Annotated in this window: 17 protein-coding genes and 1 pseudogene; 10 read left to right on the forward strand and 8 right to left on the reverse strand. The window is 66.1% G+C overall.

Annotated features, from left to right (window positions below; all coding sequences use genetic code 11):
• Positions 1-41 precede the first annotated feature (41 nt).
• From pgeF to lgt, 3 genes are read right to left on the reverse strand one after another with little or no spacing between them, the layout of a single operon-like run.
• Positions 42-797: a peptidoglycan editing factor PgeF gene (pgeF, locus tag RT513_RS12780; RefSeq protein ID WP_088214352.1), complete on the reverse strand. Its 756-nt coding sequence runs from the start codon at positions 795-797 to the stop codon at positions 42-44.
• Positions 794-1,858 (reverse strand): class I SAM-dependent methyltransferase, encoded by a 1,065-nt coding sequence (locus tag RT513_RS12785; RefSeq protein WP_290686758.1) that lies wholly within the window; start codon positions 1,856-1,858, stop codon positions 794-796. The genes pgeF and RT513_RS12785 overlap by 4 nt, the downstream gene beginning before the upstream one ends.
• A complete protein-coding gene (lgt, locus tag RT513_RS12790) occupies positions 1,855-2,739 on the reverse strand; it encodes a prolipoprotein diacylglyceryl transferase (RefSeq protein WP_290686760.1) in 885 nt (294 codons plus the stop codon). The genes RT513_RS12785 and lgt overlap by 4 nt, the downstream gene beginning before the upstream one ends.
• Before the next feature lie 160 nt (positions 2,740-2,899).
• On the opposite strand from lgt, the gene RT513_RS12795 reads away from it, so the two are divergent.
• The 4 genes from RT513_RS12795 (at position 2,900) to RT513_RS12810 (ending at position 5,669) form a co-directional block, all read left to right on the forward strand.
• Positions 2,900-3,202: an accessory factor UbiK family protein gene (locus RT513_RS12795; RefSeq protein WP_088214355.1), complete on the forward strand. Its 303-nt coding sequence runs from the start codon at positions 2,900-2,902 to the stop codon at positions 3,200-3,202.
• A 767-nt stretch (positions 3,203-3,969) separates the two neighbouring features.
• A complete protein-coding gene (locus RT513_RS12800) occupies positions 3,970-4,473 on the forward strand; it encodes a YbjN domain-containing protein (RefSeq protein WP_088214356.1) in 504 nt (167 codons plus the stop codon).
• A gap of 33 nt (positions 4,474-4,506) precedes the next feature.
• The gene (proC, locus tag RT513_RS12805; RefSeq protein ID WP_290686763.1) at positions 4,507-5,319 is read left to right on the forward strand and encodes a pyrroline-5-carboxylate reductase; all 813 of its coding nucleotides are present in this window, start codon (positions 4,507-4,509) and stop codon (positions 5,317-5,319) included.
• Positions 5,316-5,669: a tRNA-binding protein gene (locus tag RT513_RS12810; protein ID WP_088214358.1), complete on the forward strand. Its 354-nt coding sequence runs from the start codon at positions 5,316-5,318 to the stop codon at positions 5,667-5,669. The genes proC and RT513_RS12810 overlap by 4 nt, the downstream gene beginning before the upstream one ends.
• A gap of 248 nt (positions 5,670-5,917) precedes the next feature.
• On the opposite strand, the gene RT513_RS12815 is transcribed toward RT513_RS12810, so the two are convergent.
• Both RT513_RS12815 and RT513_RS12820 read right to left on the reverse strand, forming a co-directional pair.
• Positions 5,918-6,931, reverse strand: a complete 1,014-nt coding sequence (locus RT513_RS12815; RefSeq protein ID WP_290686766.1) for a TAXI family TRAP transporter solute-binding subunit — start codon at positions 6,929-6,931, stop codon at positions 5,918-5,920.
• 133 nt (positions 6,932-7,064) lie between these two features.
• Entirely contained in the window at positions 7,065-7,370 is a 306-nt protein-coding gene (locus tag RT513_RS12820) for a DUF6476 family protein (RefSeq protein WP_290686768.1), read from the reverse strand.
• Here RT513_RS12820 and RT513_RS12825 point away from each other — a divergent pair.
• From RT513_RS12825 to rpoH, 3 genes are all read left to right on the forward strand, one after another.
• Positions 7,369-8,415, forward strand: a complete 1,047-nt coding sequence (locus RT513_RS12825; protein ID WP_290686770.1) for a pseudouridine synthase — start codon at positions 7,369-7,371, stop codon at positions 8,413-8,415. The genes RT513_RS12820 and RT513_RS12825 overlap by 2 nt on opposite strands.
• Before the next feature lie 215 nt (positions 8,416-8,630).
• Positions 8,631-10,052: a phospholipase D-like domain-containing protein gene (locus tag RT513_RS12830; RefSeq protein WP_290686773.1), complete on the forward strand. Its 1,422-nt coding sequence runs from the start codon at positions 8,631-8,633 to the stop codon at positions 10,050-10,052.
• A 173-nt stretch (positions 10,053-10,225) separates the two neighbouring features.
• Positions 10,226-11,122, forward strand: a complete 897-nt coding sequence (gene rpoH, locus RT513_RS12835; protein ID WP_088214363.1) for an RNA polymerase sigma factor RpoH — start codon at positions 10,226-10,228, stop codon at positions 11,120-11,122.
• Positions 11,123-11,537: 415 nt separating this feature from the next.
• On the opposite strand, the pseudogene RT513_RS12840 reads toward rpoH, so the two are convergent.
• A pseudogene (locus RT513_RS12840) lies at positions 11,538-12,614 on the reverse strand (IS481 family transposase).
• A gap of 643 nt (positions 12,615-13,257) precedes the next feature.
• Here RT513_RS12840 and RT513_RS12845 point away from each other — a divergent pair.
• The 3 genes from RT513_RS12845 to RT513_RS12855 are packed head-to-tail and all read left to right on the forward strand — an operon-like array spanning position 13,258 to position 19,891.
• A complete protein-coding gene (locus RT513_RS12845; protein WP_290686812.1) occupies positions 13,258-16,590 on the forward strand; it encodes a DUF2126 domain-containing protein in 3,333 nt (1,110 codons plus the stop codon).
• 1 nt (position 16,591) lies between these two features.
• The gene (locus tag RT513_RS12850; protein WP_290686775.1) at positions 16,592-19,000 is read left to right on the forward strand and encodes a circularly permuted type 2 ATP-grasp protein; all 2,409 of its coding nucleotides are present in this window, start codon (positions 16,592-16,594) and stop codon (positions 18,998-19,000) included.
• A 12-nt stretch (positions 19,001-19,012) separates the two neighbouring features.
• Positions 19,013-19,891, forward strand: a complete 879-nt coding sequence (locus tag RT513_RS12855; RefSeq protein ID WP_088216898.1) for a transglutaminase domain-containing protein — start codon at positions 19,013-19,015, stop codon at positions 19,889-19,891.
• A 240-nt stretch (positions 19,892-20,131) separates the two neighbouring features.
• Here RT513_RS12855 and RT513_RS12860 read toward each other — a convergent pair whose 3' ends face one another.
• Together RT513_RS12860 and RT513_RS12865 are read right to left on the reverse strand one after the other, a co-directional pair.
• On the reverse strand, positions 20,132-20,710 hold the full coding sequence (locus tag RT513_RS12860; protein ID WP_290686778.1) for a hypothetical protein: 579 nt from the start codon (positions 20,708-20,710) through the stop codon (positions 20,132-20,134).
• Between the two features lie 60 nt (positions 20,711-20,770).
• Positions 20,771-21,475, reverse strand: a complete 705-nt coding sequence (locus RT513_RS12865; protein ID WP_290686780.1) for an alpha/beta fold hydrolase — start codon at positions 21,473-21,475, stop codon at positions 20,771-20,773.
• Positions 21,476-21,578: the final 103 nt, after the last annotated feature.

Below are 21,578 nucleotides of genomic sequence, written 5' to 3' on the forward strand. Positions count from 1 at the left end.
TCCCTTTCAAAACGGACCCATAAGGCTTTTTCAGCAGCCTGCTACAGCCGGATGGCGGAGAGGAGGCGGCCGTAGTCTGCCTCCCCCGCATGGACGGTACGGCGGTAGGAGAAGAATCGTTCCGGGTCCGAATAGGTGCAATGCCCCGTCCATTCCGCCGCACCGATTCCCGCCTCGCGGAGCCGGTGGAGGCCGAAGCCCGGCAGGTCGAACATCATCCTGTCGCCCTTTCCCTGCGAGAAGAAGCGGGAATAGGCGCGGTCCTCATCGGTGAAGGTGTAGAAGAACTCCGGGCCGACCTCGTAGGCGCGCTGGCTGATCGTTGGGCCGATAACGGCGACCGTATCCTGCCGCCGGGCGCCCAGCGTTTCCATCCGGTCGAGCACCGTTTCCAGCACGCCTTCCAGCGCCCCCCGCCAACCTGCATGGGCCGCGCCGATCACGCCCGCCTGCCGGTCCGCAAACAGCACCGGCTCACAATCCGCGGTGAGGATGCCGAGAGCGAGGCCCGGCGTCCGGGTCACCATGCCATCGGCGCGGATCGGCGCCTCTGGCGGCGCGTCCAGCACGACCACATCGGGAGAATGCACCTGCGCCAGCGTCACCAGCGATTGCGCCGGCAGCGCCAGCGCCTTGGCGGCGCGGGCCCTGTTGATCGCGACAACCTCCGCCAGATCGCTGGAGCCGGGACCGCAGTTCAGCCCGTGGAAGATGCCGGATGACGCGCCTCCCTTCCGGGTGAAGAAGCCGTGTCTGAGGGGGGCGAGGGCAGGAGAGGTGATCGGGTCGAGCGTCATGCGGCAAATCCGGGGGGCAGGGGGGCAGTCTGGGGATAGAGGGCGAGAGCTTTGAACACAGTTCCCATCGCATCGGCTGCGGTCAAGCGCTCCGTTGCCGCCCGGTGGATGAGGAGGGCATCTCCGCTCATCCCCTGCGCGAGTTGTCGGGCACGCGCATGAAGGCCGAGCCGTTCGAGAAACGCGCCTTGCTCAACCATTCCGGTCGCACGGGCGGGCGGCGCGGCGCGGGCCACGGCCTCAAAATCCACATGTGCCGTCAGGTCTGCCAGACCGGGTTCGGCGAGGGGGTCGGTGAAGCCGTGGTTCCGTACGGCCTGCAGCGTGTCCCCCCGGGAATGCCAGCCGCCGTAATCCACGAAAAGCGCTGCGCCGCCATGCCGCGACAGCCGTGCGCCCACCTCTCCCACAACAGTGCGGAGCGCCGGGCAGAGCTCGACGATATCGCCGGGCCGCGTATCCGCGATCCGGTCAGCCAGCAGAGAGACGTGGATGGGCGGGGAGAGGGCAAAGGCGAGGCGGCCGTCCTCCTCCGTCACCATCACCTCCTGCCAGCCTGCGGCGTGGCGGTGGAACTGACGGATGGGGAGAGCATCCAGAAACTCGTTGGCCAGCAGGAAGAGCGGCAGTTCGGGAAGCGTCGCCACACTGTCGTGCCATTGGGGGTCGTAGCCGGCCAGCGCTGCCGCCTGGGCCGCGCGGAGTGTGGGGGATGCCTCCATCAGGCAGACACGCATCGCCTCGTGCAGGCCCGGCACGCCCCGCGTCGCGCGGAGGACATCGGCCATCAGCGTGCCCCGCCCCGGCCCGAGCTCCGCCAATGCGAAGGGAGCGGGCGCGCCCTGATCCAGCCAGCACTGCGCCAGCCACAGGCCCAGCAGTTCTCCGAACATCTGGCTGATCTCCGGCGCGGTCACGAAGTCGCCGCCCCGGCCCAGCGGGTCGCGGGTGGTATAATAGCCGTATTGCGGGTCGAGCAGGCATTCGGCCATGTAATCGGCAAGCGTTATCGGCCCCGTCCGGGCGATCCTGAGCGCGATCCTCCGGCCGAGCGGCGTCACCGCGCTCGTGCCCGGAGGATGAGCAGCAGGCCGAGCGCGATCATCGGCAGCGACAGAAGCTGCCCCATGGAAAGTCCCCAGCCGCCGCCGAACTGCACCGCATGGCCCAGCGGGTTGCCCGGGCCGATAAACTGATGATCCGCCACACGGACGAATTCCACGATGAACCGCGCGATGCCGTAGCCCACCGCAAAGACGCCCATCAGCCGTCCCGGCGCCTTGAGCCAGCCCTTGCGCCAGGCAAGCCACAGCAGCAGCGCACCAAGGATCGCGCCCTCCATCAGCGCCTCATAGAGCTGCGAGGGGTGGCGGGCACAGGGCAGGCTCCAGCCGGGACAGTCCTGCGCGGCGGCACCGGGAAAAATCACCGCCCACGGCAGGTCGGAGGGGCGACCCCAAAGCTCGGCATTGATGAAGTTGGCGATCCGCCCGAGCATCAGCCCGGGAGGCGTCGCAACGGCCAGCGCATCGCCGAGCGACAGTGGCGGCACCTTTTCCTTCAGCGCAAACAAGAGCGCAGCCAGCGTCACGCCGATCAGCCCGCCGTGGAAGGACATGCCCCCCTCCCACACGCGCAGGATCTCCGCCGGATGCGCCAGATAATAGCCCGGCTGGTAGAACAGCACGAAGCCAAGCCGCCCGCCCAGCAGCACGCCGAAGATGATCCATGTGAGCAACCGCTCCACCTGCTCCGCCGTCATCGGTGCGGTATCGTGGGGCCAGAGGTCGGGTCTGCGGACCAGCGCGACGATCATCCGCCATCCGATCAGGAGCCCTGCGATATAGGCAAGGGCGTACCAGCGGAGCGCGAAGCTGAAACCGCCAATGGTAACGGAGAAGATCTCCGGTGAAATGTCGGGGAAGGGGAGCACGGCCTGCATGACGGCCTTCCTTCCCGCTTGTCCGCCGCAAGTCAAGGTGACGCGCGCGACATGCGTGGCTCCGCCGCAGGACCGGCGAGGTGGCGGGGCTATCGTCGGCGCATGGCTTGTGCATGGCGCGCGCGCGTCCATATAAGGGAAACCTGTCAAGGAGGCCCGGATGCAGACCCGTAACCGCATTTTCGACGATCTGTCGCAGCTCATGACCAACGCCATGGGCGTGGCGCAGGGCGCGCGGTCGGAGGCCGAGACAGCCATGAAGGGCTGGGTTGATCGTTTCCTTGCCGATCGTGATCTCGTGACGCGGGAAGAATTCGACGCGGTCCGCGCCATGGCCCAGAAGGCGCGCGAGGAAAACGCGACGCTCAAGGCGCGGCTCGACGCTCTGGAGGCCCGCTTCGCGGAGGCGGCCGAACGTGCGGAGCCTGAACTGCCTCCGAACACCGGCGCGCCGGACGCCTGACTGCCGCCGTTGCGGAATGATGATGTCACGCGCCCGCGGCGCGTGGCCTTGCGGGCATGAGGAGGCGGTTCGGCGTCCTTTCCCCACGGAATTTATCGGCGGCGAAGGTCTGACCGATGTACAATAGCCTGGCCAACTTCCGGCTGGTGGCCCTGCGATGCAGTTCGCAGCTTTGCGAACACATCCCCTTCCTGCATTGCGACATTGACCGATCGGGCAGCCATGTTGTGAGGCGCGCCCTTTCTGACAGAACGTCGGCGACGGCACTCCTGCAAGATCGCGGTGGCATGGCGGAAGCCGCTCCCAGCAGCCTGCCGGAAAACATGCCGGGTTTCCCCTGCGGCGGAAATCTTCCCCTCATTGTTGAAGGGCGCGCCCCGGAAACCGCAGGTTTCGGCGCGTGACCGGACCGGTTTTCTGGCTTTCGGCGTAGGCCCGGGCCGATGCCCGGCTTTTTCTGCCACAGGAGAAGCGCTGGGCCGGCTTCATGACGGCTTCATGGTCTGAGGGGCGATTCCCCTCGACCGGCCGGATTCCGGCACCCGTCCGGGGGTATTTTTCCTCCCTCTTTCCACCTCTGCCTATCCATAGCCTTACCCACAGGATTTTGCGGTTCATCCACGACTGTCACCGAAATATCGCTTTACAGAATGGGTCATTGACCGCACCATATCTGGTAGAAAGAGCAGGCTTCCCCGCTCCTTCTTGTCGGACACCCAGCGTCTTGTGGGGTCTCTTCCCCAAGGCCAATCAAGAGAGGTCGGGCCATGTCGCTATCCGAGGACTTCATCGACAGCACGGAAATCCACCCGATCGACATCGTGGAAACGTTGGCCGAATACCGCGACTGGGATTTCGAGCGTGTGGCGGAGGATCAGATCGCCATGACGGTGGAGGGGCAGTGGCGGAGCTATTCCATCACGCTCGCCTGGTCCCCGCAGGATGAGGTGCTGCGCCTGCTCTGTACCTTTGAGATGGACCCGCCGGAAGGCCGGTCCGCGGATCTGCACGACCTGTTGAACCGCGTGAACGATCAATGCTGGACGGGCGCCTTCGCCTATTGGGCGGAGCAGCGGCTGATGGTCTGGCGCTACGGGCTCGTGCTGACCGGCGGGCAGGTGGCGGGGCCCGAACAGATCGACAGGATGATCGCCACGTCCGTGCTGGCGGCGGAGCGTTACTATCCGGCGTTCCAGCTTGTCGGCTGGGGAGACCGCAGCGCGAAGGAGGCCCTGCAGGTCGCCATTGCCGAGGCTTACGGTCGCGCCTAGTCTCTGCGCCGTCTGACTGATGGAGACGGCGGAATGAAGATGGATGAGCTTTCGGCGCGCGGCCTCGTGCTGCTCGGATGCGGCAAGATGGGTTCTGCGATGCTGGAAGGCTGGCTGGACCGCGGGTTGGCGCCGTCGGGTGTAACGGTCATCGACCCGCGCCCCTCCGACTGGCTGAAGGAGGCGGGCGTCCATCTGGGGAGTGACCTGCCGCCCGCGCCGGCCATCGTGCTCATTGCAGTAAAGCCGCAGATGATGGCGGAGGCACTGCCCGTCCTGAAGCCGCTTGGGGGAGGGGAGACGTTGTTCGTCTCCGTCGCGGCGGGCACGCCCATCAGCCATTATGAAAGCGTGCTCGGCGCGGCGACGCCGATCATCCGGGCGATGCCGAATACACCGGCCGCCATCGGGCGGGGGATCACCGCGCTGATCGGCAACGGGGCGGCGACGGAGACACACCTTGCGCTGGCCGAAAGCCTGCTCTCCGCCGTTGGCGAAACCGTGCGGCTGCAGGAGGAAGGCCAGATGGATGCGGTCACTGCCGTCTCCGGTTCCGGCCCTGCCTATGTGTTCCACTTGATCGAGGCGCTGGCGGCGGCGGGGGAGGCAGAGGGCCTTCCGCCCGAGCTTGCCTTGCGGCTTGCCAAGGTGACCGTCGCGGGCGCAGGCGCGCTGGCCATCGAAAGCGGCGAGACGCCCTCCCAGCTTCGCATCAACGTCACCAGCCCGAACGGCACCACCGCCGCCGCGCTTCAGGTGCTCATGAATGAGGAGGCCGGGTTCCCGCCGCTCCTTCGCCGTGCGGTGAAAGCCGCCGCCGACCGCTCCCGCGAGCTGTCCCGATGAGCGGCGGGAGGGCGCCCGAGATCGGCTGGGATGATTTCGCAAAGGTGGATATCCGCGTCGGCCGGATCGTCCGGGCCGAGCCTTACCCGGAGGCGCGCAAGCCCGCCATCAAGCTCTGGGTCGATCTTGGGCCGGAGATCGGCGAGAAACGCTCCTCCGCGCAGATTACCGATCACTATACGCCGCAATCGCTGCTGGGCCGCAGGGTGATGGCCGTGGTCAACTTTCCACCCCGCCAGATCGGCAAGGTCATGTCGGAGGTTCTGGTGCTGGGCGTGCCCGATGGCACGGGCGGCGTGGTGCTGATCGCCCCGGATCAGGACGTGCCGCTCGGGGGGCGGCTTTACTGACCTGGCAGGCTGGCGAAAAGGTCGGGAGCGCCGCACCCATAGGCGGGAAATGTGGAAATCGGCCCGGGAATGACACGAAATGTTCAGATCTCCGGCTGGATTTCGTCAGATTTTGCGCTCCAGCGCAGAACTGAAAACCTTTGCCGACAGCCTGTTAGATCGTGGCGGGGCGTATCGCCGGAACGGTGCATTTCTCTTGCCGGGCCGCCAGGCTTTCCCCCTCCGCGGCAGAGGCAGCGGGCCGCCTCCTATTCCAGCAGACCCGCTTCCCGGTAATACCGCTCCGCTCCGGGGTGAAGGGGGATCTGAAGCATGTCGAGCGCGGTTTCGATGGAGATGTCGGCACCCTGCGGCGGACCCTTGTCCAGGGCGGTCCTTGTCCTGTCGTTCCAGAGCGCGCGGGTCAGGGCATAGACCAGTTCCTCCGGCTCCTCGGCCCGCGTGACCCAGACCGCGCCGAGGGCGAGGGTGGGGGTATCTTCCTCGACACCCGCATAGGTGCCACCTGGGATCACCCCCTCTCCCAGAAAGCCGAGATCGACGGCCAATGCCTCGGCCGGAAACCCTTCCAGCGGGACGAGCGCCAGCGGCGTCTTTTCCGCCAGTGCCGCGATGAAGGGCGCGGGAAAGCCGCCGACGAAAAAGAAGGCGTCGAGTTCCCCGGCCGCCAGTTGCGCGGCGGCATCCCGCGCGGCCATGGGCGTGAGTGTGACCTCCTCCTGCGGGACATCCCATGCGGAAAGCACCAGTTGCGCGTCAAAGGCCGTTCCCGAGCCGGATTCGCCCGGCGAAACCCGGCGGCCCTTCAAATCCGCGGGAGAGCGGATGCCGCTGTCGGCGCGGGTGACGAGATGGATGCTTTCGCTGTGCAGCGTGGCAATGGCGCGAAGGTTCGTGGCCGCCTGCCGCCCCTCCCACAGCCCGGTGCCCGTTTCCGCCCAGGTTGCCACGTCGGACTGCACGATGCCGGAATTCGCCTTGCCGCTGGCCAGAGCCTCCACATTCGCGACCGATCCGGTGGAGGTCGTTGCCTCGACGCTTGTCCCCGGAACGCCGCAATCCATCGGGTCGGGGCAGTCGGCCTCCGTCTCCGGGCCGGAGACGGCTGTGGCGATGGTCTGGCCGATGGGGTAGTAGCTGCCGCCTTCCTCCCCCGTCGTTATGGTGAAGGGCGTTCCTGCGCTGGCGATGCCCCCTGTCAGGGTCACCGCGAGACTCACCGTGAGGATCGCCGCCAGAAGTGCCGGAAGTCCGCGTCGCATGGTTACCGTCCCCGCTTGTCTTTTTTACCAAGGGAGCAGTCTCTACCCGGAAACTCAACGTCAAAGATGGTGGGGCGGCAGATCTTCACTTTCGCTTGTGCAGGATTTTTGTGCGCCAGAGCCGGTCCTGTGGCTAGGGCCGGATCTCCACCCGTTGCCGCAGGGCACCTGTCGCACGGTCGAAGATCAGAATCTCGTTCTCCGCCGTCACGACCGCATACCAGTCCGTCCCTTGCGTGAAGGCGATCGGGGTCGTTCCATCGGGGAGGGTGACCGTCTCCGGCAGCGGTGGCGGTGCGGCGGCGCGCGGCAGGCGGGTGACAAGCAGCACCACGATCGTTAAGACGCCGATAATCAGCGTCGCCGTCAGCACGGTGACCAGCAGTTTCAGGAAACGCAGGCTCGGGGGCAGCGCCTCCGGGGGGGGAGCATCATCCATGTCGGCCTCCAGTTCAGCGCCATCGGGCAGGGTTCTCTCCGTTCTGATCGGAGAGGAGCCGCCCGCGCGCCTTGATAAGGCGCTCGCCCGCGACGTGCCAGAGGGGGAGGCGCTGTCGCGCTCCCGCCTCGCGCGGCTCATTGCCGCCGGCGCCGTGCGGCGCGGGGAGGAGGCGCTGACCGACACCTCTGCCCGCGTGGCGGCGGGAGAGGAGATCACCATCCTGCTCGACCCGCCGGAGGAGCTGGAGACGCTGCCGGAGGCGATCCCCCTCGTCGTGGTGTGGGAGGACGATGACCTTATCGTGGTGGACAAACCCGCGGGCATGGTCGTCCACCCCGCGCCCGGCTCCGTCTCCGGGACGCTGGTGAACGCGCTGCTCCACCATTGCGGTGACAGCCTCTCCGGCATCGGGGGCGCGCGGCGGCCCGGCATCGTCCACCGGATCGACAAGGAGACATCCGGCCTGCTCGTCGTCGCCAAGACCGATCGCGCGCATCACGGCCTTGCCCGGCAGTTCGAGGCGCATACCGTCCACCGCCATTACCGCGCGCTGGTTCATGGAGTTCCCGACGCGGCCGATCCGCGGCTCCGGGGCGTGCGGGGCGTGGGGTTCGAGCCGGGGGGCATCCTGCGCATCGTGACCGGCATCGACCGCCACCGCACCGACCGTCAGCGTCAGGCCGTGACTTTCACCGGCGGCCGCCATGCGGTGACGCGCGCCCGGTTGGAGGAGCGTTTTGGACAGCCGCCCGTCATCGGGCTCATGGATTGCTGGCTGGAGACCGGGCGGACCCATCAGATCCGCGTTCATCTGGCCCATGCGGGGCACGGGCTGGTCGGAGACCCGGTCTATGGCGGGCGGCGCAAGGCTTCTGCGCGCGCGCTGGGGCCTGAGATCGCTGCAGCAGTGGATGCCTTTCCGCGGCAGGCGCTCCACGCGGCGACGCTGGGCTTCACGCATCCCGTAACCGGCGAGGAGCTTGCCTTCGAATCGCCGCTGCCGGAAGATATGGCAACTTTGGTTGCCCTCCTGCGCGGCTGACCACGCGTTCGCACCACCCGCTGCGCTTTTGCTCAAGGGAGGATGCTGCCTCGAACGCTGCTGCCGGTCGCCACCTGTCCTGCGTCTTCGCGCCGGTCGGCAAGGTCACACCGTGAAGTGAGACTGCCGCTTCGTCATCGCGTGGGTATGGCTGGCCACCATCCCCGGCCACGCCATATATTCAAAGAACCGCGCGGAATGACATGGGGAGTGACATGCAGAGCTATTTCCCCCTCATCCTGCTTTTTCTCGCTCAGGCGGCAGTCATTGCCCGTGTCCTGATCCGCAAGGACAGGCAACCGGCTGCCCGGCTCGCCTGGATCATGGTCGTCGGTACCGTGCCCCTGCTGGGCATGGTGCTCTACTTCTTCTTCGGAGAAGTGACGATCCGTCGGGAAACGCTGACCCGGATGGAACGGGCCATCCGGGTTCTACCCAAGATGCCGCCGCCCGATCCGCCACCCGTGCTGCCCGAACGGCTCGTCTCCAGCTTTCAGCGGGTGAGTGCCGTGAACGGCTTTCAGGCGGTTGGCGGCAACAGCATCCTGCTGGCCCGCGACAGTGATGATGCGGTCGCGGGTCTCGTCTCCGACATCGACGGGGCGACGGACCATGTGCATCTGATGTTCTACATCTGGCTGACCGACAACAACGGGCTCCGGGTCGCCGAGGCCGTGGAGCGCGCCGCGCGTCGCGGTGTGACCTGCCGCGTCATGGTGGATGCTTTCGGCTCCCGCGCCATGCTGTCCTCCGCGGTCTGGAGCAGGATGGAGAAGGCCGGCGCGACGATGGGCGTCGCCTTTCCCACATCGCAACCGCTTCTTCGCATGTTCATTTCCCGCATCGACGTGCGCGACCACCGCAAGGTGGCGGTGATCGACGGTGATGTGTGCTGGTTCGGCAGTCAGAACTGTGCCGACGCGGCCTTCCGTGTGAAGCCGCGCTATGCGCCTTGGGTGGACGTGTTCTTTCGTGGAGCAGGCCCGGTGGCGCGGCAGCTTCAGATGATCTTCGCGGCGGACTGGTTGACCCATATGGGAGAGGATCTGTCACCGCTCCTGTCCGCGCCGTTGCCGCCCCCGCAAGGAGAGGAGGTGGCGATCGCCTATGGCACCGGGCCGCGCATCAATCCGCACGCGGTCTCCGACAGCTTTCAGCTTGCCATCGGCGCGGCACAGCGGGACCTGACAATCACCACGCCCTATTACGTGCCCAACGAACCGCTGCAGGATGAGCTTTGCTCCGCCGCCATGCGAGGAGTGCGGGTCCGTATCCTGTTTCCCGCGCGCAACGACAGCCGCTTCGTGGCCTGGGCCAGTCAGAGTTACTACGAGGCCTTGCTGGAATCCGGTATCGAGATCTACGAATACCGCAGCGGGCTTTTGCACGCCAAGACGATGGCCATCGACGATGACGCGGTGCTGGTCGGATCGGCGAACATGGATCGCCGCAGTCTCGACCTCAACTATGAGAACAATGTTCTGGTCTTCTCGCCCGACCTGAACCGGGCGCTCCGCGCGCGGCAGGAAGACTGGCTTGCGGACTGCAACCGCCTTACCTTGGAGGAGGTTCGGGCATGGTCGCTGCCGCGCCGTCTGCTCAACAGCGCCATGGCGACGCTCGGGCCGGTGCTGTAACGCTGCGCACATCGGCGTGAGACTCGCGAAACATCGCTGCTTTTGGAACGAAACGCCAACCTTCCTGCGTTAATAGGGCAAGTGAAGCGGGGTCTTGAACATGACGGACCCGGTAACCATATCTTGCTGCCCCCGGACGGAACCCGCCCGACAGGGGCAAGAAGGGAGATGCGATGGCAACCTATACCAATCTTCCGGCCCCCAGCCCGGAGCAGGGGCTGAACCGCTACCTTCAGGAGATCCGCAAGTTTCCCATGCTGGATCCCAATGAGGAATACATGCTCGCCAAGCGTTGGGTGGATCATCAGGATGCTGGCGCCGCCCATAAGCTTGTCACATCCCACCTGCGCCTCGCGGCAAAGATCGCCATGGGGTATCGCGGCTATGGCCTGCCGCAGGCCGAGGTAATCTCGGAAGCGAATGTCGGCCTCATGCAGGCGGTGAAACGGTTCGAGCCGGAGAAGGGCTTCCGCCTCGCCACCTATGCGATGTGGTGGATCCGCGCGAGCATTCAGGAATACATCCTGCGGTCCTGGAGCCTTGTGAAGCTCGGCACCACTTCGGCGCAGAAGAAGCTCTTCTTCAATCTGCGCAAGGCCAAGGCCCGCATCGGCGCGCTTGAGGAGGGGGACCTGCGGCCGGAGAATGTGAAGCAGATCGCCCATGACCTCAACGTGACGGAGGATGAGGTCATCGCGATGAACCGTCGTCTTTCCGGCAGCGATGCCTCGCTCAACGCCATGATCGGTTCCGAAGGTGACAGTGCGACGCAGTGGCAGGACTGGCTGGAGGATGAGGATGCCGATCAGGCTTCCGACTTTGCCGAACGCGATGAACTGGAGGCCCGACGCGAACTGCTTGAGGAAGCGATGGGCGTGCTGAATGACCGGGAGAAGGACATTCTCGTCCAGCGCCGGCTGTCCGAAGCGCCGGTGACGCTGGAGGATCTCTCCGGCCAGTATGACGTGAGCCGGGAGCGTATCCGGCAGATCGAGGTTCGCGCCTTCGAGAAGCTCCAGAAGCGGATGACCGAGTTGGCGCGCGAAAAGGGAATGCTGGCAACCGTCTGAGGGCTTGTCCGGGCCGCGGGCATGGTTGATCCTGTGCCCGCTGCCCGCTGCCCGCTGGTCTGAAGCTGGCCTTCTGCGTCAGGCTGTTGAAAAAGTCCTGTACCCTCATGCCTGTGCTCTGGAGTTCGCGAAATCTCACCCGGAATGTGTAGATTTTCGGCCAGAGTTCCTCAGACTGCGGAACGATTTCCGTTCCAGCGCAGCCCTGAAATCCTTTGCACCCGACTGCGAAACACTGGTTGCTTGTGGAGGAAAGCGACCCGACAGCGCGCGGTTGATCGCGAAACGCTCTCCGCCGCAGCCGACTAAAGGAGACAAGTCGTCTGCGCCTGCCGGGTTTGTCAGCATGGCCGTGCTCGTCCAGCGGATTCGGTATTTATATGGGACTACCCAACTCATCCAACTCATATTGAGACTACCTGTTCAGTCTCGGCGCCTGGTGGAACGGATTTAGGATGAATCTGTCAGGCTCTGAAGTGCAGCTCTTGCAGATGTATTCGTAAGGTGTGAGGCCGCCGAGGGTCTTGAGCCTGCGCGCGAAGTTGTAGGTGAGGAGGGATCAGATGACAGTCCAGCGGACTGTCGGCCCCGACGCAAGATGAAGTCCGCAAGATGTGTCCGCAGCCGGTCATGGGTTTCGTAGTGGAAGCGTTTGACGTTGAGCGGGAAAACGATCCCCCGGATCGTTTTCTGATCCGCGTCACCCTCCTTGATCGTGCTGTTCATCCGTTCTCCCTGGCCGGTTGGTCCATGGGTGGTTGGGCTTGGTCAGCCTGTGCTCAATGCCGTTTGCCTCACAGATCATGTCGAAGTGCATCGGCCGGGAGTAGACGGTGTTCCGGTTCCGCGGCTGCTCTGCGAACTGAATTCCCCTCGCCATTGTCACTCGGACCAATGGCGTTCCAATGGCTCGATCGGTGAGAATGGTATGGACCTGATAGGGCACGGCTTCGAGCATGTGCTGAAGGAACTCCCAGGCTGTCTTTCTGTCAGCCTTGTCGACGAGTTGGGTCGCGGCGAACTTGCTCGTGCGGTCGATGCCGACGAACAGGTATAGTTTGCCTTCAGTGGTTTGCACCTCGGCGATATCGATGTGGAAGAACCCTAGGGGGTTAGCGTTTGAACTTCGAACGCTTCGGCTTGTCGCCCTCCATATCAGGCAGGCGCGAATTGCCATGCCGCGTGCCGGACAGCGGTGCAACGCAGATCGCGTCAGGGGGGATCGAAGGCTGCAGGGCGTAAAGGCAATCGTCCAATGGCAGCAGCGTATGGCGCCGAAGCGCGACCACGGCCGCCTCCTGGGCTTCTGTCAAAATCGTCGAACGCGGCTCCGACGGCCCGGTCTTCATATCCTCGACCGTCGCGCGCTTGCGCCACTTCGCAACGGTCTCGGGATTGACCCCCAGCTCCCGACTTAGCTGCGCGAGCGAAGCTTGGGATCGGCTCGTATTGCTGCTCTGATCGTGGCGCTGCCGTGACGAACTTGTCCCATAGAGCATCCTTCCATTCCAAAGAAAGGAGCGCACCATCAAACCGTGGGATCAAACAGCTAGCCATCTATATGGAACCACCCATCGCTCCATTTGGAGACGGACGGGCAGTGAGCAGCGCACATGGGGCGAAGATCGCCACTACATGACCGACTCCTTCAACTGACCTGTGCCTCGCATTCTCGGTCTTCGAGAGCTTTCGAGTGTCGCTCCTTCATGGCTCCATCACCCCCGCCAAACCCTAGGCGAGAGGCCTTGGGGGCTTTCCCCCCATCTTTCACGTAAAGCCCGACTTGTCCTGCCATACCAGCTCCGGTTTCACCTAGGTCACATCCGGTGGGTTCTGACCGCGTTGCGCGACGGACGGGCTCTTGTACACTGGGGCTGCCCTGACCCCGGCCCGCTCCCGCTGTCCGAAAGACTGTTGAGCGCCGGGGGCCTGCAATTCCATGACCATCGGTGGCTTAGCGCGCCGCTTTTTGGGGGAGCCGGGATATATTCGCCCAAGGGAGTGGCGGTCGCCGCCGTCTCTGCACGTTCCGCGGGCAGCTTGGCGGGGCTGGCCGCAACAGGCTGGAACGACCCGGAAAAGTGTGAAACGGTTTCCCCGACATGACGGCGAAGCCGCGGGACGGGGGCAAGACCATGGCAATCAAGGCGGCGATCTATCACCTCACCCATTACCGCTATGACAGGCCGGTGATTCTCGGACCGCAGGTGATCCGCCTGCGCCCCGCTCCGCACAGCCGCACGCGGGTCATATCCCACTCTCTGAGGGTGTCGCCCGACCGACATTTCGTGAACTACCAGCAGGACCCCTACGGCAACTGGCTCGCCCGCTACGTCTTTCCCGAACCGGTGACCGAGCTGAAGATAGAGGTCGATCTGGTCGCCGACATGACGGTCTATAACCCGTTCGACTTCTTTGTCGAGGAAAGCGCGGAATCCTGGCCTTTCGACTACCCGGAGGATGTGCAGGCCGATCTGTCGATCTATCGCGCGCCGGAACCTGTCGGGCCGCTGCTTGCCGCGTTTCTGGCGGGCGTGCCGCGGGAACGGCAGCGGACGGTGGATTTCATCGTCGGTCTCAACGCCCGCGTCGCGCGTGAGGTGGGCTATGTCATCCGCATGGAGCCGGGCGTCCAGACGCCGGAGGAAACCTTTGCCAGCGGTCTCGGATCATGCCGCGACTCCTCATGGTTGCTGGTGCAGGCGCTGCGCAATCTGGGCTTCGCGGCGCGGTTCGTCTCGGGCTATCTGATCCAGTTGAAACCGGACCTGAAGGCACTGGACGGCCCCTCCGGCACGGAAGTCGATTTCACCGATCTGCATGCGTGGTGCGAGGTATATCTGCCCGGCGCGGGTTGGATCGGGCTGGATCCGACCTCCGGCCTGCTGACGGGGGAGAGCCATATCCCGCTCGCCGCCACGCCGCATTTCCGCAATGCCGCGCCGATCTCCGGTCTGGCCTCCTATGCGGAGGTTGATTTCAACTTCGACATGCGCGTGACCCGCGTGGCGGAGCATCCCCGCATCACGAAGCCCTTCTCGGAAGAGGCATGGAGCGCGCTGAACGACCTTGGCCGCAAGGTCGATGCCTCGCTTGCCGCGGGGGATGTGCGGCTGACGATGGGGGGTGAACCGACCTTCGTCTCCATCGACGATTTCGAGAGCGCGGAGTGGAATACCGCCGCCGTCGGTCCGACGAAGCGGGTGCTGGCCGACAGGCTCATCCGCCGCTTGCGTGACCGCTTCGCGCCGAACGGATTTCTGCACTACGGGCAGGGCAAGTGGTATCCCGGCGAGACGCTGCCGCGGTGGACCTTCTCGCTCTACTGGCGGAAGGATGGCAGGCCGCTCTGGGGCGATGGCGCGCTGATCGCGCCCGAAGGGGAGCAGACGGGGGCCACGCCGGAGCAGGCAGAAGAGTTCCTGAAAGTCATGGCGACCGAACTCGGCGTGCCTTCGGACAATGTGATGCCCGCCTATGAAGACCCCGCCGAATGGATGGTGCGGGAGGCACGCCTGCCGGAGAACGTCACCCCGCAGAACTCCATGATCAAGGACCCGGAGGAGCGCCACCGTATCGCCAGGGTTTTCGACCGGGGCCTGACGACACCCTCGGGCTATGTGCTGCCGATCCAGAGCTGGCAGGCGCGGGCCGGGCGGCGCTGGTTCTCGGAGAAGTGGCGGACGCGGCGGGGTAACCTGTTCCTCGTCCCTGGGGACAGCGCCGTGGGCTACCGCCTACCGCTCGGCTCGCTGCCCTATGTCTCGCCCTCGCAGTTCCCCTATGTGAACCCCGCCGATCCGACGATCCCGCGCGACCCCCTCCCGGTGGGGCTCCCGGTGGCCGATGCGGTGGACCGCGCCCGGCGCCAGCAGCCCGTGATGCGTTTCACCGGCACGCCGCGGGAGAACGTCGTTCCGCCCGCACCCTCGGGGGAGGTGGGGGGTGTCGTGCGGACCGCCCTTTCCGTTGAGCCGCGGGACGGACGGCTTTGCGTGTTCATGCCGCCGACGGAGCGGGTGGAGGACTACCTCGATCTGCTGGCGGCGGCAGAGGCGACGGCGGCCCGCATGGGGCTGCCCATCCATATCGAGGGCTACACCCCCCCGCAGGACAGCCGCCTGAACGTCATCCGCGTCGCACCTGATCCCGGCGTGATCGAGGTGAACATCCACCCCGCCGCGAGCTGGGAGGACTGTGTGGCCATTACCGAGGGCGTCTATGAGGAGGCGCGTCAGACGCGTCTGGGCGCCGACAAGTTCATGATCGACGGCAAGCATACCGGCACAGGCGGGGGCAATCACGTGGTGGTGGGCGGGGCGACGACGCTCGATAGCCCGTTCCTGCGCCGCCCTGATGTGCTGCGCTCGATCATCCTGCACTGGCAGCGGCACCCCTCCATCTCCTATCTGTTCTCCGGCCTGTTCATCGGGCCGACCTCACAAGCCCCGCGGATCGATGAGGCGCGGCACGATGCGCTTTATGAACTGGAGATCGCGCTTGCCCAGATGCCCCCTCCGGGGCAGGGAGAGGCGCCGATGCCATGGCTGGTGGACAGGCTGCTGCGCAACCTTCTGGTCGATGTCACCGGCAACACCCACCGGGCGGAGATCTGCATCGACAAGCTCTATTCCCCCGACGGGCCGACGGGGCGTCTGGGGCTGGTGGAGTTCCGCGGTTTCGAGATGCCGCCCGATCCGCGCATGTCGCTGGCTCAGCAACTGCTCATCCGCGCGCTCATCGCCCGGCTATGGCATTCGCCGGTCACGGGCGAGCTGGTGCGGTGGGGCACCACGCTGCACGACCGCTTCATGCTGCCGCATTTCGTCTGGGAGGATTTTCTGGACGTGCTCCGTGACCTTGACCGGCATGGCTTCCCCATGCGGTCGGAATGGTTCGAGGCGCAGCAGGAGTTCCGCTTCCCCTTCGCCGGGGAGGTGGAATATGAGGGCGTCCACCTCGAACTCCGGCAGGCGCTGGAGCCGTGGCACGTTCTGGGTGAAACCGGGGCCATCGGCGGCACCGTCCGCTATACCGACAGTTCGGTGGAGCGGATGCAGGTGAAGCTGACGACCTCCGATCCGGGGCGTTACGTGGTGGCCTGCAACAGGCGCCGCGTGCCGCTGACACCCGTCGGGACCAGCGGCGTTGCCGTTGGCGGGGTCCGGTTCAAGGCGTGGCAACCCGCGGCTGCGCTGCATCCGGTGCTGCCGGTCAATGCGCCGCTCACGCTCGATATCTTCGACACTTGGACGGGGCGGGCGCTGGGCGGGTGCACCTATCATGTGGCGCATCCCGGCGGGCGGAACTACGATACCTTCCCCGTCAACGGCAACGAGGCCGAGGCCCGCCGTCTCGCGCGGTTCGAGCCGCGGGGCCACACTCCGGGCCTTTACATGCCGCCTGCCGAAGCGCCCAACCGGGAGTATCCGATGACGCTCGACCTGCGGAGGGCGCCGGGGCTTTAGGATGGGAAGCCGAAGCGCCCCTGTCGCGAAAGATGCGCTAGCCCGGCTTCTTGCCGTCTATCGGCCGAAGGCCGGCGTTCCCGACGAACTGATCGATGCCGGGGGCCGGGTGCGTCCGGTCTGGCGCCCCTTCATGGAGCGTCTCTCCCTCATGACGGAGGAGGAGATCCGTGCGCGGGGCGCGCGGGCGGATCAGTATCTCCGCGATGCGGGCGTGTTCCATCGGCAGTACGGCACGGCCGATGCGGCCGACCGCGACTGGCCGCTCAGCCCCGTGCCGCTGCTGCTGCCCGAGAGCGAATGGCGCGCCCTGTCGGCAGGCTTGATCCAGCGGGCAAACCTGCTGGAAGCGCTGGTGGCCGATCTCTACGGTCCCAACCGTCTGGTGCGGGAGGGGCACCTGCCGGCGGAGCTGGTGGCGGCCAACCCGGAGTGGCTCCGCCCGCTGGTCGGCGTCACGCCGAAATCGGGGGATTTCCTGCATTTCCTTGCCTTCGACCTCGGACGCGGCCCGAATGGCGATTGGTGGGTGCTGAGCGACCGGGCGCAGGCGCCCTCCGGTGCGGGCTTCGCGCTGGAGAACCGGATCGCCACGGGACGCGCCTTCCCGGATGCGATCGCGGAGCAGAATGTCCACCGGCTCGCCGGGTTCTTCCGCGCCTTCCGCGACCGCCTGATGGATCTGCGGGGCGGGGAGGAGGAGCGTATCGGCATCCTGACCCCCGGCCCGATGAGCGAGACCTATTTCGAACATGCCTTCATCGCCCGCTATCTCGGTTTCAGCCTGCTGGAGGGTGATGACCTGACGGTGCGGGACGGCGCGCTCCTGATCCGCACGGTGGCGGGGCTGCGGCCGATCAGCGTCCTCTGGCGGCGGATGGACGCGGCATGGACCGATCCGATGGAACTGAATGAGGCGTCCCGTCTGGGTACGCCGGGGCTGATCGGCGCCATCCGCGCGGGCAACCTCGCGATGGTGAACGCTCTCGGGTCAGGGGTCGTGGAGATGCGGGCGCTCCTCGCCTTTCTGCCGCGCATTGCCGAGGCGATGACCGGCGCGCCGCTCCTGTTGCCGAACATCGCCACGTGGTGGTGCGGGCAGGCGGCGGAGCGGGATCACGTCCGGCGCCACGCGGACGAGATGACGATCTCCCCCGCGCTCTCCAACCGGCTGTTCTTCGATCTGGAGGCGGAGGCCGCCGTCGCCGGCCGGTTCCGGGGGACGCCGCCCGCGCCGTCGCTCGACGACTGGATCATGGCGGGAAGCGGCGATCTGGTGGGGCAGGAGGCCGTGCACCTTTCCACCATGCCCGCGCTGGTGGAGGGGCGGCTGGTGCCCCGGCCCTACAGCCTCCGCGTCTATCTGGCGCGGACGGCGGAGGGCTGGACGGTCATGCCCGGCGGCTTTGCCCGGATCGGGACGTCGGAGGATCCGACGGCCGTCGCGCTCCGTCAGGGGGCCTCCGTCGCGGATGTCTGGGTGGTGGCCGATGCGCCGGTAGAAGCCGATACCATGATCCAGCGGCCAAGCGTGGCTGAATTTCGGCGGCAGGCTCCACTGCTTCCCGCGCGTGCGGCGGACAATCTCTACTGGCTGGGCCGCTATGTTGAGCGTGCGGAAACGACGGTCCGTTTGCTGCGCGCCTGGCACGCCCGCGTGGCCGAGACGGGGGAGGAGGACGCGCCGCTGCAGGCGCTGATCGGCGACTGCCTTGAGGATCGCGGTGCAAAGCCGGGCGCGGGTGTGCCCGCCGGGCTTCGCGACATGCTCCGCGGGGCGCTGACGGCGGCGAGCCATGTGCGCGACCGGTTCTCCGTCGATGGCTGGATGGCGCTGACTGATCTGGACGGTACTGCGGGGCGGCTGGCAGGCGTGCTGAAACCGGGCGATGACGGCGCGCGCGGGATGAGCGTCTTGCTCCGCAAGATCACCGGCTTCTCCGGGCTGGTGCATGAGAACATGTATCATACGATGGGCTGGCGCTTCCTCTCCACCGGGCGGGCGCTGGAGCGTGCGCTGGGAACCGCGCGGCTGCTCGCCGTTCTGGCGGATGAGACAGCGCCCGAAGGCGCGCTCGATGTCGCGGTGGAGGTCGGTGACAGCGTGATGACCCACCGCAGCCGCTTCGCCGCAGAGGCGAACCGGGCAACCGTCATCGACCTGCTGGCGCTGGACCGTCTGAACCCCCGCGCGGTGCTTTATCAACTCGACCTGATACAGGAGCGTATGGGCGTGCTTTGGCGGGGGCAGGGCAATGCGCCGATGGGCGAAGTGGAGCGGGCGGTTCTGCGCCTGCGCACCCGCGTCGCCACCGCGACGCCGGAGGAACTGACCGGCCCCGCGCTTGATGTCGTGGCGGAGGGTCTGGGGGAAATTTCCGTTCTCATCGGGCGGAAATGGTTGATCTGAGCAGGGGGCAGCATGCGCTATGAGCTGAAGATGAGCCTCGACTATGTCTATGAGGGCGGGGCAGAGGCCGGGCGGCACCTGCTCCGCATCGTTCCGCTTCAGCTTGCCGGGGAGCAGCGCGTGGAGGAAAGCCGCGTGTCGGTCGATCCTCAACCGGCGGAATGGCATGAGCGGACGGATTTCTTCGGCAACAGGGTGATCGAACTCGCCTTCGACGGGTTGGTGGAGGAGACATGCTTCCGTCTCGATGCGCGGGTGGAGCGGCTGCCGCAGGGCGCCGTGCTCGACGTTTCGCCGCGGCTTGCGGATATCGCGCGGGAGGTGGTGGAGCATCGCGATCTGGGGCCGGACTCCCCGCATCATTTTCTGGGCCCCTCGGCCCGTGTTCCCCGCGCTGCCGCGCTTGCCGACTATGGGCGCGCATTGCCCTTGCCTGATCCGACGGCATGGGAAGCGGTGATGGCCCTGGGGCGCGCGATCCACCGCGACATGATCTATGATCCGGAGGCGACGGAGGTGGACACCCCTGTGCTGGAGGCATTCGCCGCACGCCGCGGCGTGTGTCAGGACTTTGCCCATGCGATGATAGGCGCGCTCCGCGGGATCGGAATTCCGGCGGGCTATGTCTCGGGTTTCCTGCGCACCGAACCGCCGCCCGGTGCCCCCCGGCTTGAGGGGGCGGATGCCATGCATGCCTGGGTGCGGGCCTGGTGCGGGCACGAGATGGGCTGGCGCGACTACGATCCCACCAATGCGATGGTGGTGGGCGAGGACCATATCGTCATCGCGCGGGGGCGCGATTATGCCGATGTCTCCCCCGTTCGCGGTGCGCTCCGTACAGCGGGCGGCCAGAGTTCGGGACAGGCGGTGGATGTCATCCCGCTCCGCTGATCCCATTTTGGTGCGACTGGAGGCACAGCCGGTCGGATGCGCACCCCTGTTATCGACAATGCAAAACGGCGAAGGAAAAACGGTGACGCTGCCCGCATTCTGCCGCATTACCAGATGGCGCCGGACAGCCCCTGGCATCCCGTCACCCAGAGTCGGGCGCCCTTATGGTCGAGCCGCGCCGCTTTTCGGAAACAATTCCCGCAGATGTCTTTTGGGGCCTGTCCCGCCTGTGAACCGCCTTCAGAAACGCCGCCAGAGCGACAGCTCCACGTAGTTGCCCTGTTTGCCATGACCGGCGGAAATGCGGCTTTCAGACGCGAGCGGCAGCGGTATGCCCGTCGCATGCAGGCCGAAGCGGCTTCCCTGCCATGTGTCCGAGACTTCCGGCCCGAACCACGGCCCGCTCCCGCCCAGCCTGAAGCCGGTTGCGGCGCGGAGGTTGCGATCCGTGTCCTTCACCCATTGCCCGCGGAAGCTGGTCATCCAATCCCAGTTGTCCCACCACAAATCCAGCGCGCCGAGCGGGTTCGCGTTATCCTGCTGTTCCACTCCGGCCAGGGCCGTGAGATAGGCGCCATGCCCGACGAAACGCCAGCCCCCCGCAATGGCGAAGCGCGTGCCGCCGTCGTCCGGGCGACCGATTTCGACCGTCCCGACCGGGCCGGAGCTGTCCAGACCATTGAACGTTCCCATCAGTCCCACACCGCCATAGGTGCTTCCCGCCGACCGTTCCGCGGAAAGATAGGCGAGCGAACGGGGCTCCGCCGCGACGTTTGCCGCAGGCAGGAGGGCGAGGATGAGGAGGGACAGAAATCGCATCTCAGAGGGTAAACCCTATGCGGCAAGGGATTGCAACCGCCGGATTATATCGACTTGTCTCTACATCTCGTAGCAGAGCAGCTCCGCGAGGGCGTCGGGTTTCGACAGAAACGGCGAGTGGGAGGTCGCCAGCCGCATGACCGCGGTCTCCGGCCAGTCGTGCACCATCGCCGCCTGAAACGTGGGCGGTATAGCGCGATCTTCGGTGCAGAGGATATACCGGCGCGGCAGCGCAGTCGCGGCATCCGTATCCGGTATCGGCGTTTCCTGCGGGGCGACAGGCTCCGGGCAGAGCCGCGCAGCCGCATCGGCGGCGATCTCCGGCGCGCAGTCGTGATAGAAAAGCGGTCCGGCCATCTCGGTGCGAAAGGTAAAGGCTGCGCCATCCTCCGCCATGACATAGCTGCCCCGAAGCGGCTGGCCCGGCCACGCCTTGCGCATATCCCGAAGCGATCGTCCCGGTGCGGGCACATAGGCCGCGACATAGATGAGCTGCTCGATCCTGTCCGGCACAAGCGCCGCCGCCGCAGTGATCGGAAAGCCCGCGAAGGAATGCCCCACCAGAACGGAGGGCCGCTCCATCGCTCGGGCCACCCATTCGGCGAAGCCCGCGAGCGTCGCCTCCCGCGCGGGGGTGTGGTCCTCTCCGCGGCAGGGAAGGTCGATGGCCTGCGTCTCATGGCCCCGACGGCGGAGCGCCGCTTCCACCGCCCGCCAGCACCATGCGCCATGGCAGGCGCCGTGGACCAGCACGAACCGCGTCATCCCTCGCGATGGCCTTGCGGACCGTTCTTGCCGCGCCCATCCTCGTGGTCGTGGTCGTGGTCGTGGTCGTGGTCGTGGTCGTGGTCGTGGTCGTGGTCGTGGT

Source organism: Haematobacter sp. (genome assembly GCF_032102465.1).
Taxonomy (GTDB): Bacteria; Pseudomonadota; Alphaproteobacteria; order Rhodobacterales; family Rhodobacteraceae; genus Haematobacter.

Bases quoted from the DNA above. Each gene is read 5' to 3' on its own strand.
- RT513_RS12855 (WP_088216898.1), top strand. From the start codon at position 19,013: ATGCGCTATGAGCTGAAGATGAGCCTCGACTATGTCTATGAGGGCGGG.
- RT513_RS12860 (WP_290686778.1), bottom strand. From the start codon at position 20,710: ATGCGATTTCTGTCCCTCCTCATCCTCGCCCTCCTGCCTGCGGCAAAC.
- proC (WP_290686763.1), top strand. From the start codon at position 4,507: ATGAAGATGGATGAGCTTTCGGCGCGCGGCCTCGTGCTGCTCGGATGC.
- RT513_RS12800 (WP_088214356.1), top strand. From the start codon at position 3,970: ATGTCGCTATCCGAGGACTTCATCGACAGCACGGAAATCCACCCGATC.
- lgt (WP_290686760.1), bottom strand. From the start codon at position 2,739: ATGCAGGCCGTGCTCCCCTTCCCCGACATTTCACCGGAGATCTTCTCC.
- RT513_RS12850 (WP_290686775.1), top strand. From the start codon at position 16,592: ATGGGAAGCCGAAGCGCCCCTGTCGCGAAAGATGCGCTAGCCCGGCTT.
- RT513_RS12865 (WP_290686780.1), bottom strand. From the start codon at position 21,475: ATGACGCGGTTCGTGCTGGTCCACGGCGCCTGCCATGGCGCATGGTGC.
- pgeF (WP_088214352.1), bottom strand. From the start codon at position 797: ATGACGCTCGACCCGATCACCTCTCCTGCCCTCGCCCCCCTCAGACAC.
- RT513_RS12815 (WP_290686766.1), bottom strand. From the start codon at position 6,931: ATGCGACGCGGACTTCCGGCACTTCTGGCGGCGATCCTCACGGTGAGT.
- RT513_RS12830 (WP_290686773.1), top strand. From the start codon at position 8,631: ATGCAGAGCTATTTCCCCCTCATCCTGCTTTTTCTCGCTCAGGCGGCA.
- RT513_RS12795 (WP_088214355.1), top strand. From the start codon at position 2,900: ATGCAGACCCGTAACCGCATTTTCGACGATCTGTCGCAGCTCATGACC.
- RT513_RS12845 (WP_290686812.1), top strand. From the start codon at position 13,258: ATGGCAATCAAGGCGGCGATCTATCACCTCACCCATTACCGCTATGAC.
- RT513_RS12825 (WP_290686770.1), top strand. From the start codon at position 7,369: ATGTCGGCCTCCAGTTCAGCGCCATCGGGCAGGGTTCTCTCCGTTCTG.
- RT513_RS12820 (WP_290686768.1), bottom strand. From the start codon at position 7,370: ATGGATGATGCTCCCCCCCCGGAGGCGCTGCCCCCGAGCCTGCGTTTC.
- rpoH (WP_088214363.1), top strand. From the start codon at position 10,226: ATGGCAACCTATACCAATCTTCCGGCCCCCAGCCCGGAGCAGGGGCTG.
- RT513_RS12810 (WP_088214358.1), top strand. From the start codon at position 5,316: ATGAGCGGCGGGAGGGCGCCCGAGATCGGCTGGGATGATTTCGCAAAG.